Below are 13,874 nucleotides of genomic sequence, written 5' to 3' on the forward strand. Positions count from 1 at the left end.
ATTCATCCTGATACGGTGACGCTCCCATTTGAGCTCGTTAATTTCACTTCAATCGATCCGTCTCCAAATACGCACTCTTTCGACCGCTCTCCAAACACATCAACTTTCCCGTTTCGTGACTTCGCACGAATCGTCACATCTTCCGGACGTTCATCGACATGTAAGTCAATCTTCCCATTGTTCGTCTTCAAGCGAATCGGTGCTTGAATCGCTTGTACGGAACAGTCTATCCGTCCATTAGAAGTTTTGGCATCGACCGCTCCCGTGACGTGATCGACATCGATTCGACCGTTCGAGGAATGGATGTTGATCCGCTCGAGCTGAGAATGTTTCGCTTCGACACGACCGTTTGAGGAATGAAGCTCCCAATCGTGACCGTGACAGCTTGATGCGAGCACTTTTCCGTTCGATGTGCGCAGGACACCATGACGTGCTTGAATGTGATGTGCGACGATTCGACCGTTCTCACTCTCCACGTGGAACCGTTCCGCTTGGAGATCTTGTACATCACTCGAACCGTGACGATTTTTCAATTGAATCTGATGATAGGCGTGATGAGGCAATTCAACCCGAAGTACAGGTGCCTTTGACCCAAACCATGAGAACAGGTCCGAAAGACCGAAACGACGTTCGGATTCAATCCGTATCTCTAAAGTGTCCCCCACGATATCCATGACGACCCCATGATCAGTCTCCGTCTCAAGCGTCGCATACGCATAACCGTCTTGTGATGGGGTGACGAACACTTGCGCATTTTGAACTTGAATGAGGACGCTTTGGAAGGCTACCGCCGAGCTTTTGACAACCGCAGGCGGTCGCGTCGAGACCGATTCTTCAATATCGACAGAGGCGAGCAATTCCGATGCGAGTATGCTCGGTTCCCCTAACTCACGTGCCAATTCTTCGTCACTTCTTCCTTCTAATCGACCACTCGTGAAATATTCCGATACGTCTCGTAAAATATCAAGCCGATCTTTCACCTTCACGTTCATCAATAATTGTTCGAGCTCTGACAAGTACTGTTCTTCATTCATCTGTCGTCTCCCCCTCGGATTAAGTCATTGACACCGTTCGTGAATACGTTCCATTCCGTTCGCAATTCAACTAAGTGTTTGCGGCCCTGTTCCGTAATTTGATAGTACTTCCGTGGAGGGCCTTCTCCAGACTCCATTAAATACGTTGTGAAATAGCCCTCTGTCGTCAATCGACGCAACAACGGATAGACCGCACCTTCTGAAATGGTCACTTTGGCCGAAATCGCCTGAACGAGCTCATACCCATAGCGGTCTTGTTCCGCGACGAGTGCTAACACACACAGGTTAAGTACGCCCTTTTTGAATTGAGGATTCATCATCCCACCCCCTACTATACATAGAACAATAGCATACTATCTACTACTGTTCAATAAATAATAGCGTTCATTTCCTTGATTTCTCAATATCTAGCATCTGAAGAGTTGAATCTGTACAATGAAAGAACGACACTCGTAGGATATTAGTCACAGTCGGAATGTTCATCATTCTAGGAAGGAACGGTCTTTATGAAGTCATGGATTGACCAACGGATCGGGAGACAATTTCTATTCGTCTTCTACTTATTCATCGGACTGATCCTCCTCACGTCGCTTGCCGTATATGTGTATACGGAAAACCAAATCGAACAGACGACGTCATCGCTCGAGAACATCAGTGAACGGCGCACGAATGCGACCGAATTGTTCGAGACATGGCAGTCGATGCAATATGAAATGCGCGGATATGTCCTCCTTGGGGATGACGCGATGTTAGAACGTGTGCAAGATAAACAAGTCTTGATTGACGAACAGACCACTTGGTTCGAGCAGAATGCCGTAACCGAGAAAGAAAAAACGTACGCGAGCGATGCGCGTACGCTGTTTGTCGCGTATCAGGAACGTGTCATGCCGAGCCTCGAACGTTATGTAGCAGGAAAACGGGACGGTAGTGTAACCGAACCCTTCTTAAAGATGCCGACGCTCGGGAAAGTGAATCCTCAAAAAGACCCACCGGCAGATCGTAAATTCAAAATCAATTCGAAAAGTGCCGCGGATATGAGTGCGAGCATCGTCGATATGGAGAGCGTCTTCACGGAATACCGGAACTCACTGAACGCAGAAGAGGATGGGCTCCGTGCTCAGCTTGCGACCCATACGAAGTGGGCACAAGCTCTTTGGCTCCTCTCTTTACTCGGTGTTCTCTTCATTCTCTTTATCGTCGCCCGTCCATATGTGAGACGCTTAACTGGTCAACTGCAGGAGTTGATCGAAAACAGTAAGCGCCTTGCCGGAGAACGACAGCCAATCACACCGGCGGCAGCCCAATCTAAAAATGAAGTCGGGCAATTGACAACATCGTTCCGACAGATGGCTACATCTCTCACGACACAACGCTATCGGATTGAAGAAGAACGTGAGAAGACAGCGCGCCTTCTGCACTCGATTCGCGATGCCGTCATCTATGTCGAACACGCAACAAGTGAGAAAGTAGCGAACCAAGCGTTGTTTGTCTTATTCAATCAACCGATTACGAAGCGAAATGAAGTCGATTTATATCGTTTAGACGCTAGCCTTGAGGAGCTCGGACTGCAGGTCGACCAAAAGGATGCCTTTTTCGCGTTCATGGAACGTTCATTCGATGGACAGTGTAAAGAAGAGAGCGTCACGTTCTCGATGAATCAGGAAGAGCGCTTCATTCAAATGTATGCGGAGAAGATTTACTTGCGAGGAACACGTCATGGAACGATGCTCGTTTTCCGTGACGTGACGCACGAGACCGAAGTCGACCGTCTGAAAACCGAACTCGTTTCGACCGTCTCTCACGAACTCCGGACTCCGCTCACAAGTATCATTGGATTCACTGAACTTCTTCGTTTCCGAAAACTTTCATCTGAACGTTCCGAAAAATATTTAGGAATGATTCATCAAGAGACATTGCGTCTTGAGGACTTGATTTCAAACTTGCTTGATGTACAACGGATGGAGTCTGGACAACAGACGTATCATAACGAACCGGAGCGTCTATCCGCCATTCTTGAACAAGCGATTTCGGTGCATCAAGGCTCAAGCCAACATCATCACATCACGTTTGATTGCACGGAAGACTTCTATGTATACGGAGACCGGACGCGACTCAATCAACTCTTCATGAACCTCCTGCACAACGCCGTGAAGTATTCGCCTCGTGGTGGTGAAATCAATGTCCGTGTCACATGTGAACGACCGGATTGGATTGACATTTCAATTGAAGATCACGGCATCGGGATTCCCCAAACCGCGCTACCAAAATTGTTTGACAAGTTTTATCGCGTCGACAATTCCGCCAGTCGAAAAATCGGGGGGACCGGTCTCGGTCTCGCAATCTGTAAAGAAATCGCCGAAGGTCACGGTGGAACGATTCACGCCACATCGAATATCGGCAAAGGCTCCATTTTCACGGTCAGTCTTCCCAAGTTGGATATGACCAATCAAATGAGTAGCTAAACGAAAAGAGGGTGCATCATCGCACCCTCTTGTTTATTGGACTTTGTTCTCTGGACCAAATGACGGATAGAGCGAAAGCCCACCGTCCGCAAAGATGGTTGTCCCCGTCACATAGGACGACTCATCCGACGCGAGCCAAGCGGCAACGGCTGCGATTTGTTCCGGCTTCCCGATGACGTGAGATGGGATGAGCGCTTCTAATCCCTTCTTCTCTTCCGGGTCGCTCATCGTCTCTTCGTTGATTGGTGTATCAATCGCCCCAGGTGCGATTGCATTGACACGAATATGGTTCGGTGCATACTCAAGCGCGACGGATTTCGTGAACATTTTCACGCCACCCTTGCTGGCTGCGTAATGTGTATACCCCGGACGCGGGATGACTTCGTGAACAGAAGACATATTGATGATGTTCCCTTCGATTTCATTCTCAACGAAGTATTTTAAAGCAGCACGAACACCAAGGAACGTCCCGTTCAAGTTGACGTCGATAATCTGCTTCCAGTTATCAAACTCCATCTCATGTGTTTTTGCCTCGACTTGTACGCCGGCATTATTCACGAAAATATCCATCTTCCCAAACTCAGAGATGGCTTTTTCAATCATCTTCTCCGCGAGTCCTTCCTCCGCGACGTCTCCTTTCACGGCGACAGCCTTCCCGCCAGCTGCCTCGATTCCACGGATGACTTCCTCCATCTCTTTTTCACTGCTGCGGTAATTCAGGACAACGCTCATCCCTTCTTTTGCGTAACGCTCCCCGATGGCACGACCGAGCCCCTTCGAGCTGCCCGTGATGACCGCGACTTTGCCTTTTAACTCTGGATAGTTTGCCATGTCAATTCCTCCTTCATCTTCTCGGGTTTAGTTCCCGCATTCCCCTCTTCATCAAACATGATTGGCTGCATTTTGAATATTTGAAACAAATCAACTATACTGAAACAAACTATTCGTTTTCAGGAAACGCCTGAAAGACGTTTGATCTTATACTCAATGGAGGTGACTCCCCGATTTTAGGGGGAATTGTTGGACAGTCCCATGTTACTCAGCTTACTCGTCGTCGCACTTTTAATCTTTTTGACTGCCTTTTTTGTGGCAGCCGAATTTTCAATTGTGAAAGTGCGTGGCGCTCGACTCGACCAGCTCGTGCTCGAAGGAAATAAGAAAGCGGTCAGCGCGAAAAAAGTCATCGAGAATATCGACGACTCCCTTTCTGCCTCTCAGTTCGGAATCACGCTTTCTGCACTCGGCCTTGGATGGATTGGTGCCGATCAAATCGAAGCGTATATCCACACTCTGGTCGAACAATTGAACATATCGCCATCTCTCGTGACATTCTTGTCGTTTTTGATTGCCTTCTTATTGATTGCGTTCGTCCATGTCGTCATCGGCGAACTCGTGCCAAAAACGCTCGCGGTTCACGAAGCGGAGAAGTTGACGCTGCTCGTCGCACGTCCGCTCTACGTCTTCACAAAAATCTTCTATCCGTTTATTCGAGCATTGAACAGTATGGCTCGAATCACACTCCGTTTATTCGGGGTACAGACGACAGCGCAGGAAACGGCACACTCTGAAGAAGAATTGAAAATCATTATGACGGAAAGTTTCCGTAGTGGTGAGATCAACGAAAACGAGTTGGCATATGTTCAAAATATCTTCTCCTTTGACGAACGGATCGCCAAAGATGCCATGGTGCCACGTATGAACATGGTGACAATCGATGAAGAAGATACGATTGAAGAGATCATCGCCGTAGTGGAAGAGCACCAGTATACGCGTTATCCCGTCACACGAGATGGCGATCGCGATGACGTTCTCGGATTCGTGAATGCGAAACAGCTCTTCACTGCTCAACTTTCAAAAAATGATGCACCGTTCGAGTCGTTCATTCATCAATTGCCGCTCGTCACCGAGTTCACGCCACTTCAAGAAGCGATGGTGAAAATGCAAAACGCGCAGACGATGATGTGTCTCGTCATCGATGAGTACGGCGGGACGGCAGGACTGTTGACGATTGAAGACATTTTAGAAGAAATCGTCGGCGAGATCCGAGACGAGTTCGATCGAGACGAACAGGCTGAAATTACAGAAGTCGCTCCGAAACATTATCGCCTTTCGGGACTCGTTTTAACGCAAGAACTCGAAGAGCGGTTCGGCATCGAAATCGAAGATGACGTCGATACGGTCGGTGGATTCGTTTTATCACAAAAAGCGAATGCCCGAACAGGCGAGCGCTTCCTTTTACCCGGCAACCATGAACTGATTGTCAGTGAAGTCGATAACCACCGCATCGTCTTTGTCGACTTGATTCTCGCCTCTCACGAAGAGGAAGAACCATTATCTGAATGATGCTTTCTTTAAACCCTTCTCCGAAATATGGAGAAGGGTTTTTCACGTTTGCACCGAACTGTCGCTATATTTTCGCCTCTTCCCGTGATATACTGCACATATGTTGCTTATTTGAGTGTCACCCACTCAATGACACAACATCACCGAAACATGGCGAGATGTTCGGTTTAAACAGAAAGAAATAGAAAGAAGGTTACGCATGGAACGCAAACTATTTTTGATTGACGGTAACTCCATGCTGGCCAGTGCTTATTATGGTGCCGCCGCGAGCCGAACGAAAAAAGGACGCGAGGTATCTAAAAACGATCGGAGTGCCGTCATCGGAATGACCGGCCTCATCCGGACGATTCTACGCAGACATCGTCCGACTCATTTTGTCGTTGTTTGGGACGTCTCACGTGAAACATTATGGCGTCGAGAACTGTACCCAGGCTACAAACGTCGCAGACGTCAAACACCGCCTGAATTAAAAGCGCAGATGGAACTCATGCGCCAACTGCTTGAGGATAGTGGAATCCCACAATTCCAAGTAGAAGGGTATGAAGGGGAAGACTTGATTGCCCACATCGCCCGTAAATTCAGTTGCAGTGCCCCTGTCGTCATCATGACAAAAGACAAAGACTTGTTACAGCTTGTCAGTCCACGAATCACCGTTTGGTTACAGACACAGGAGCTTCAGCAAATGCAGGCTCGCTGTGACATTCGTGATAATCGTCCGTTGCCACTCAAGCGTCATTTAGAAATTCGACCAGAAGAGATTGCGGCGCTATACGAAGGATTGAAACCGAAGCAACTGTCAGCCGTCAAAGCGTTGACAGGAGACCGTTCTGACGGAATCCCTCCAGTTGCTGGACTGGATGAAAGTCAATCGGTTCAACTCATCAAACGATTCGGTTCGCTCGATAAGCTGTATTCTGCCTTGAGCATCAAGGGTGAAAAACGACAACAAGTAAATGAAACGATCGCGGCACTGACGTCAGAGGAGGTGCCCCGTAACTTGAGACGAACACGCAAAAAAGCAGAGCGCAATATGGAGCTCGTTCGCCTCGATGTCACGGTGCCGGCACTTGAACATTTGAAGCTAGCTCACCTTGAGCTCAGCCTCAATCCTAAACGAGTCGAGCAAGCGTATCAAAAACGCGGACTTCGTCTCTCGTTTAACGCAGGTCAGAAGAAAACATCCGCACGTTAAAAAGAACGAACGCTCAAGCGTTCGTTCTTTTAATATGCACGGTAATCCCGTCTTCATCGGTCAACGACCATTCAGACGATGTTCCGCCTAACGCCTGGTTCGTCTCTTCATTGACGAGAAGCGTCCATGCTTCGATTCCGGTCTCCATTCCCACAGGATCGCTCGGACGGGCCCACACGTTCGTTCCGATGTGATGGTGGTAGCCATCAGCTGCTAGGAAAAGTGCGCCTGGATAAGAATCCGTCGTAATGGAGAAGCCAAGCCGATCATGATAAAAACGTTTCGCCGCCTCGATTGAGCGTACTTTAAAATGCACGTGCCCCATCGTCGTTCCGATCGGTAAACCAGTAAACGACCGATTGGCTGCCGCTTGAAGCATCGATTCATAGTCGACAGGCTCGGTCGCCATTTTCACATGGCCGTTTGCCTCGTACGTCCATTGGTCCTTCGGGCGGTCGGCATACAATTCAATCCCGTTTCCTTCTGGATCGCTCAAGTAGAAGGCTTCACTCACGAGATGGTCGCCTTGCCCCACTTCGATGCGTCGCTCAATGAGATGTGCCAACATGCTTCCTAACTCTACACGGTTCGGGAACAGAATAGCTAAATGGAATAAGCCTGCCGCCCGTGGATTGGTTTTCGCTTGCGGGACACTGTGCAAGATGACAAGCGGACGTTCCTTCGTACCGAGTGTAATGAGCTCTTCGCTCTCTTCTAAAATACTCATCCCAATCACGTCTACGTAAAATCGTGTCACCTGTTCAATGTCACGGACTCGAAGCGTTACCGGACCGAGTTCGATTTTTTCGATTTTCATATATTATCACCTCCCCTTCACTATACCCGCTCGGTCGATGTTACAGAAGTAGGCACAAAAAGGTGGTATAGTTACTTCAACGATACTATTGGAAAGGAAGAGCGACGTGACTAACATAACAAGCTGTGAAGTCGATACGGCACTCGAACTGATTACAGGAAAATGGAAACATTCCATCCTCCTTGTGTTGATCAATGGAGATACATTGCGTTTCAGTGAGTTGAAACGCGCGTTACCAAAAATCAGCCAAAAGATATTGACCGCACAACTCCGTGACTTAGAAGAACAGGATATCGTCATTCGGACCGTCTATCCGGAAGTTCCGCCCCGTGTCGATTATCGTTTAAGTGAGTACGGGAAAACACTGATCCCGATTCTCGAAGCGATGAACGAATGGGGAATGCGTCATGCCGAACGGATGCGCTCTAATTAGTTGTCCACATGTGGATAACCCATTTTTTCTACTGAACATATCACTTATCCACAGGAGGTTGTCATGATTCGTTATCCACAGTTAACCGGTCATCAAATTGGTGTCACCGCCCCTTCGTCAGGTATACCAGAAGAACTGCACCATCTATTGCATCAAGCGGAACATAAGTTTTCCAATCGAGGGTTCACATTGCAATTCACTCCGAATGCGTGGAAACAACGATTTGGGAAGTCCGCTCCGGCTCGAGTCCGTGCACATGAACTGACATCTCTACTTCAAGATGACAATGTCGACTTGATTGTTCCGCCCTGGGGTGGGGAACTCTTAATGGAAATCCTCGATCACATCGAGTGGCAGTCCTTGCCCGCAAAATGGATGCTCGGCTATTCAGATACGAGTCTATTGCTTTTTGTGTATACGCTAAAAACCGGAATCGCCTCGGCCCACGGTCCAAACTTAGTCGACTTACGTGCTGATTTGTGGGACGAGACGAGTTCACGCTGGCTCGATGTGTTGTCGACGCGGACCGACGAAACGGTCATCCAACGTTCGTCCGAAAAGTTCCAAAACGAATGGCAGTTTGACAACCCGACGCCACATCTGTTTCATCTGACGGAAACGACCGAATGGAGAGCGATTGGCGGTCAGAATGCAACAGGACGCTTGCTCGGTGGATGCCTCGATGTGCTCTTACATACAATCGGGACACCATATGGAGACGTCAAGACGTTCCAGCGCGAACATCTGAATGACGAGCCGATTCTTTGGTATTTTGAAAATGCTGAGCTAAACGTTCCGGCATTAAAAAGGACCCTCCTTCAAATGAAGTGGGCCGGTTGGTTCGATCATACGTCTGGTATTCTGTTCGGACGGAGTGACGCCCCCTCTGTGCATCAAGACTATACGGTCGAAATGGTATATGAGGAGCTCCATCACATGTTAGAAGTTCCGATTTTTTACGATATCGACTGTGGACACGTACCCCCTCAGATGACACTTGTCAATGGGGCCCACGCTTCTGTACAAGTCGAGCATGGCAAAGGAACATTGATTCAAACGTTCAAGGGCTGATTCGTCAGCCCTTGATTTGTTGTAGCAATGTCTCTAAACGTTTGCGAAACAGTCCTTGCGGGAATTCAGCTACTTGTTCTTCGATGACTGGCACCCAGTCATCCCCACAACCGTTCAATGTTCCCCTTAATAAACCTTCGTAGTAAATCGCGATATCGACTAAGCTATGTGTTTTCCACTCGTCTCTGTTGCCCATCTCTACACCGCTTGCATGGTGGGTCTACTCATCTGTACGTTCGTCCTTACGTACCGAATCCGACATGACATCCAAGCAGAACGAGATGCAGCCCAATCAATGGAACGTGTATCGTAACGAAAAAAGACATCGAACGAATCAGTTCGATGTCTTCTCTGGTGACGGGAGTACCCGTTTTTCTAATAAGAATGGTCCGAATGGGATGACGGATGCCATGACAGCAAGCGTCAAAACTTTGAATCCCCAGCGCAAGCGCCATGCCATGTACATCGCCGCGAGCACATACGCAACAAATAAGAAACCATGTGCTGCACCAACGATACTGACCGCGAGTGGAATGCCGGCCATATATTTCAACGGCATCGCGATGAACAGTAATAACAAGAAGGATACACCTTCTGTGTAGCCAAGCCATTTAAAATGAGTCGTAGTCATATGCGTTCTCCTTTATTTCTGTAGGCTATGTCTATCGTAGCCGAAACGTGAGAGGTTTGTCACAAGAGAACGCATAAAAGTTACGAGGCTATTTGACGATTTGGTGAACGATGCAATACTTTCGTGTCGACAAAACGGCGAAGGAACAACCCGTCGACCCCAATTTTTCCAGCGTTATGACCGGCAACTAAAATCAAGACAGATACGATCAACATCGTTGGGTTCGTACTGACTGTTCCTGATAGTAAGAACGCCATGTTCATGACGAGTCCGAAGAACGCTGCGCTACGTGTGAGGGCACCGAGCAATAATCCTAAGCCTACCAAGAATTCACCGTAAGGAATCAGGACATCGAATAGCCCGGCGTTTGGAATCGCAAAGTTTTCTAGGAATGCAGCCCACCATCCAGCAACGGCCGGATGTTCTCCAGAAGCGAGTGACACCGCGTTATTCAAGAATCCTTCTGTTCCAAAACCTCCCGTGATTTTACCCCAACCTGCCGTTAACCAATGATAACCGAGCCATACACGTAACACCGTCAAGATCGCTGTAGCGATGTTATGATTTTGCCAAAATTTCGTGAACATCATAATTCCTCCCTTTCAAGAAGTTAAATAAATGTATAATGTGATTACATTCACAATATACCATTCATGTTCACTATTTCACATATGTATTTTCCTTTGTTCATGATTCGTCCATATGTATGCCATATTCTATTCACATTCATCCACAAAAAAGACACCTGATTTAGGTGTCTTAGAAGAGATTATAGTGTCACTTCTTGTGGTGGTTGACCTTTCTTGTTCATCACGCGCATCGATTCCGGTTCGATTTTAAGGATCACAAGCTTTGGATCGTCCGGACCATCGAACCATCCTTCAAGTTTCTCATTCCATACTTTCTCTTTCATCGATTCATCATCCGACACGGTCGCTTTACCGAGGATTTCTAAGTAAGTGTCGCCCACACCATCTCCATCGTAGCCGATTAAAATATGCGTATATGGATTCTTTTCTAGTTCTTCTACTTTATCTGTATCGTTAGAGGTTGCTGTGTAGAGTGTGAAATCATCATGGAAAAATGTCATATATCGACTGTGGGGTTTCACCTTATACACGGTCGCCATCGTCCCGACATTGCTACCCTCTAGAATTTTTAACGCTGTGTCTTTTGCACTCATTCCAAATTCCTCCTTCATGATTTGTCGCTCGTATACTGTTCCCTCAAACTATGGGATTAAACACAAAAAAACCTGCTCGCCGATGCGAGCAGGTATCATATTCCTTAGAAAGGAAGATTAGATTTTTTCAACGTTAGAAGCTTGTGGTCCACGAGCTCCGTCAGTGATTTCGAAAGTTACTTCTTGGCCTTCTTCAAGTGTTTTGAAGCCGTCGCCTTGGATTGCTGAGAAGTGTACGAATACGTCGTCTCCGCCTTCCATTTCGATGAAGCCGTAACCTTTTTCTGAGTTAAACCATTTTACTTTACCTGTGTTCATGAATGAACCCTCCTGAAATAAACGCTATGCGTTATAGTAGTGCCTTACTAGAAAAAACTTGACCAAAAAAAATACAAGCCTCTGGATTATCTAATGAAAAATAATCCCAAGCACTTGTGAATTATGATTCCAGCTATTCTTAATTAAGCACATATTGAATATAACACGACTAGATGTTTCTGTCTAGTAAATACTTCTGATTGCTAAAAAACAAGGTGAAACGGGTACATGCTAGAGAAGATGATGCTAGGAGGATTTATAATGAAAAACATTAAGGACCCACACGCAATCGCATCGATGATTGCCTCTCATTCCGATTGGTCGGAAGAAGACCTCATCCAACAAACACTTGAATGGCACCGTGCTACACGGGAAGCTTCTTACTTTGAGCAACAACAATCTATCCCGTGTCGAATCCCATTGACGGAACGGATCACCCCTGTCCGCACGTCCTTTCCGCTCGAGCAAGTCGACGGCATCGTTCGTCCCGTCTGGATGCGTCGGCTCGATGCCGAATATTTGAATTTACTGCAGACGACAAAACAATGTGTTGATGTGACGGACTATGGTGCTGTCGGAGATGGAAAAACGGATTGTACCCTCGCCTTTCGACTCGCCATCCGCTCGAACCGTCGTGTCTTTGTCCCAGCAGGCGTTTATATCGTTCGGGGTATTCGTCTACCTTCCAACTGCGTGCTCGAAGGCGCAGGACAAGACGTCACGATTCTCAAACTGTCCGATCGTGCACCGAGACATCGACGATTGTTACGAAACGCCACGCCTTTTGCAGGAAATCATCATATCGAGGTATGCCACCTGACGCTCGATTGGAATGTCGCACGATTAGGGGATGTGAAACGGACGACGAGCGGTGACACGACATCGAGCGCCTTGACGTTTGCCCATGTGACGTATGGATGGGTGCATCATGTGACAGCCAAAAATGCTGGACTCCATGCGTTCGACATCACGTCTCCGCACTATCATTACTTAGGGGACGGGCTTCGCGCAGCAAACGGGAGCCGATATATCCATCTCGATCATCTCGAGGCGACGAATTATGGGGATGACGGAATCACCACACACCATAGTGATGCCATTTATATTACCAACTGCTATTGTCATCATCCTCACGGTCGAACACACGCCTTAGGGTTCTCAAACTCAAATGGGATTGAGATTGATGACGGTTCGCGGCACGTCACACTCGTTCACAATAGAACGGAAGGCTGCTTTGGAGGCATCGAAGTAAAAGCACATGGGACCTCATCTGCCGCACACGACGTTCATATCTTCGGCCATCTTTCGGTGCATGACAATCGTTCATTTAACTTCCGTCACATCGGTCATCATTTAGCAGACGATCCGAACTCAGAGACAGCCCGCTTCCTATCAGGCACAAACTTAGTGTCCGTCGAGCCGGTTCACAGTTCACTCTATACAAAATCCTCACCACGAAGCCTGGTTGTATCGGCCTATCAGGACGTCTTGATTCATGGTTTGACTGCAATCGGCGACCCGACCTACGATTACGAACAACATCCGGCACTTGCGATCCAATACAAATCGAGACGCGTTCAACTGAAACGAATCGCCGTGCGCGGGTTTACCACAGCCCGAGCCGACCTCGAACTATTTGGGGGAGATAACCGCACCGATGAAGTGACTATCGATGCCTTACGATGCCAAGAATCTGCACCTATCGCTCTAAAAATCGGTCGTCACCTCGAACACCTTGCTCTTCATCAGATTGAAGGGCAGAAAAAAAGCGGAGATGTACTCATCTCCACGAAAAGCCCGATTGATGTGCATGATTTACTCGCTCAAGGATTTTCAGACCGGGTGCGCTCAGACGTTTGAGCGGCTTCCACGAGTTGATTCAGTTTGGCATCGTCGAGTTGAAGTGAACTCTCTTTTTGTTTGGCCATCATGCGAACGATTGCTTTGTCTAAAAAGCCCATTCGTTCAAAGTCGTACCCGCTCCCGACGACCTCGACGAAATAGGCATGTTCGCGCAGCGTGTCACGATAGGCTTCTTCTAGCTCGCGAATCCGTTCCGACTCTGTCGGTGTCCCGGCACACAAATATAAAGCGAGGGGATGCTCAAGCAAGTGTGCTTCGTGAAGCGTCAACCATTCCTTCATCTCGTCTTGGATCGTGCCCATTCGAATTGAGCTCCCGACGATGACGTGATCTACCATCTCCCACGTGATGTTCGGCTCTTCTACGATATTTTGGACACGAACGTCACCCGATAGACGTTCGGCGAGTAAAGCCGCCACTTTTTCACTCGTTCCATATCTGGAAGAGTACGCGATTAAAGTACCCATGTCGTTCCCTCTTTTCATGTCAGACGTTACTTACACTATTCCCGAATCATCGAGAGAAGA

General features: G+C 47.8%; 16 protein-coding genes. 6 read left to right on the forward strand and 10 right to left on the reverse strand.

Going from position 1 to position 13,874, the window contains the following annotated elements; genetic code table 11:
* Positions 1-2: 2 nt before the first annotated feature.
* Positions 3-1,034 carry a DUF4097 family beta strand repeat-containing protein gene (locus OKS35_RS11355; protein ID WP_214691326.1) on the reverse strand — a complete coding sequence of 344 codons (1,032 nt, stop codon included), beginning with the start codon at positions 1,032-1,034 and terminating at the stop codon, positions 3-5.
* Positions 1,031-1,351, reverse strand: a complete 321-nt coding sequence (locus tag OKS35_RS11360) for a PadR family transcriptional regulator (protein ID WP_264093106.1) — start codon at positions 1,349-1,351, stop codon at positions 1,031-1,033. The genes OKS35_RS11355 and OKS35_RS11360 overlap by 4 nt, the downstream gene beginning before the upstream one ends.
* A 189-nt stretch (positions 1,352-1,540) precedes the next feature.
* On the opposite strand from OKS35_RS11360, the gene OKS35_RS11365 reads away from it, so the two are divergent.
* Positions 1,541-3,496: an ATP-binding protein gene (locus OKS35_RS11365; protein WP_264093107.1), complete on the forward strand. Its 1,956-nt coding sequence runs from the start codon at positions 1,541-1,543 to the stop codon at positions 3,494-3,496.
* A gap of 33 nt (positions 3,497-3,529) precedes the next feature.
* Here OKS35_RS11365 and OKS35_RS11370 read toward each other — a convergent pair whose 3' ends face one another.
* Entirely contained in the window at positions 3,530-4,327 is a 798-nt protein-coding gene (locus tag OKS35_RS11370; protein ID WP_214784295.1) for a glucose 1-dehydrogenase, read from the reverse strand.
* A 189-nt stretch (positions 4,328-4,516) separates the two neighbouring features.
* Here OKS35_RS11370 and OKS35_RS11375 point away from each other — a divergent pair, with 189 nt between their 5' ends.
* A complete protein-coding gene (locus tag OKS35_RS11375) occupies positions 4,517-5,839 on the forward strand; it encodes a hemolysin family protein (RefSeq protein ID WP_251131718.1) in 1,323 nt (440 codons plus the stop codon).
* Positions 5,840-6,038: 199 nt separating this feature from the next.
* A complete protein-coding gene (locus OKS35_RS11380) occupies positions 6,039-7,031 on the forward strand; it encodes a 5'-3' exonuclease (protein ID WP_031424353.1) in 993 nt (330 codons plus the stop codon).
* A 13-nt stretch (positions 7,032-7,044) separates the two neighbouring features.
* On the opposite strand, the gene OKS35_RS11385 is transcribed toward OKS35_RS11380, so the two are convergent.
* A complete protein-coding gene (locus OKS35_RS11385) occupies positions 7,045-7,848 on the reverse strand; it encodes a VOC family protein (RefSeq protein ID WP_159563312.1) in 804 nt (267 codons plus the stop codon).
* 106 nt (positions 7,849-7,954) lie between these two features.
* Here OKS35_RS11385 and OKS35_RS11390 point away from each other — a divergent pair, with 106 nt between their 5' ends.
* Together OKS35_RS11390 and OKS35_RS11395 are read left to right on the forward strand one after the other, a co-directional pair.
* Positions 7,955-8,281, forward strand: coding sequence for a winged helix-turn-helix transcriptional regulator (locus OKS35_RS11390; RefSeq protein ID WP_015880434.1), 327 nt, complete (start codon positions 7,955-7,957; stop codon positions 8,279-8,281).
* A 63-nt stretch (positions 8,282-8,344) separates the two neighbouring features.
* Positions 8,345-9,352, forward strand: coding sequence for a S66 peptidase family protein (locus OKS35_RS11395; protein ID WP_264093108.1), 1,008 nt, complete (start codon positions 8,345-8,347; stop codon positions 9,350-9,352).
* Between the two features lie 4 nt (positions 9,353-9,356).
* On the opposite strand, the gene OKS35_RS11400 is transcribed toward OKS35_RS11395, so the two are convergent.
* The 5 genes from OKS35_RS11400 to OKS35_RS11420 form a co-directional block, all read right to left on the reverse strand.
* Complete coding sequence (locus OKS35_RS11400) at positions 9,357-9,548, reverse strand: hypothetical protein (protein ID WP_214784301.1); 192 nt, start codon at positions 9,546-9,548, stop codon at positions 9,357-9,359.
* A 138-nt stretch (positions 9,549-9,686) separates the two neighbouring features.
* A complete protein-coding gene (locus tag OKS35_RS11405) occupies positions 9,687-9,983 on the reverse strand; it encodes a DUF3817 domain-containing protein (protein WP_214784304.1) in 297 nt (98 codons plus the stop codon).
* A gap of 80 nt (positions 9,984-10,063) precedes the next feature.
* Positions 10,064-10,570 (reverse strand): DoxX family membrane protein, encoded by a 507-nt coding sequence (locus tag OKS35_RS11410; RefSeq protein ID WP_074035013.1) that lies wholly within the window; start codon positions 10,568-10,570, stop codon positions 10,064-10,066.
* Positions 10,571-10,752: 182 nt separating this feature from the next.
* A complete protein-coding gene (locus OKS35_RS11415; protein WP_143180203.1) occupies positions 10,753-11,166 on the reverse strand; it encodes a pyridoxamine 5'-phosphate oxidase family protein in 414 nt (137 codons plus the stop codon).
* A gap of 117 nt (positions 11,167-11,283) precedes the next feature.
* A complete protein-coding gene (locus OKS35_RS11420) occupies positions 11,284-11,484 on the reverse strand; it encodes a cold-shock protein (RefSeq protein ID WP_015880427.1) in 201 nt (66 codons plus the stop codon).
* Between the two features lie 261 nt (positions 11,485-11,745).
* Between OKS35_RS11420 and OKS35_RS11425 the strand changes: the two genes are divergently transcribed.
* A complete protein-coding gene (locus OKS35_RS11425) occupies positions 11,746-13,344 on the forward strand; it encodes a glycoside hydrolase family 55 protein (RefSeq protein ID WP_214784307.1) in 1,599 nt (532 codons plus the stop codon).
* Here OKS35_RS11425 and OKS35_RS11430 read toward each other — a convergent pair.
* A complete protein-coding gene (locus OKS35_RS11430) occupies positions 13,308-13,814 on the reverse strand; it encodes a flavodoxin domain-containing protein (RefSeq protein ID WP_214784310.1) in 507 nt (168 codons plus the stop codon). The two genes, OKS35_RS11425 and OKS35_RS11430, sit on opposite strands and share 37 nt — an antisense overlap.
* Positions 13,815-13,874 lie beyond the last annotated feature (60 nt).

It is taken from the genome of Exiguobacterium sp. N5, from assembly GCF_025842465.1.
Lineage (GTDB): Bacteria > Bacillota > Bacilli > Exiguobacteriales > Exiguobacteriaceae > Exiguobacterium > Exiguobacterium profundum.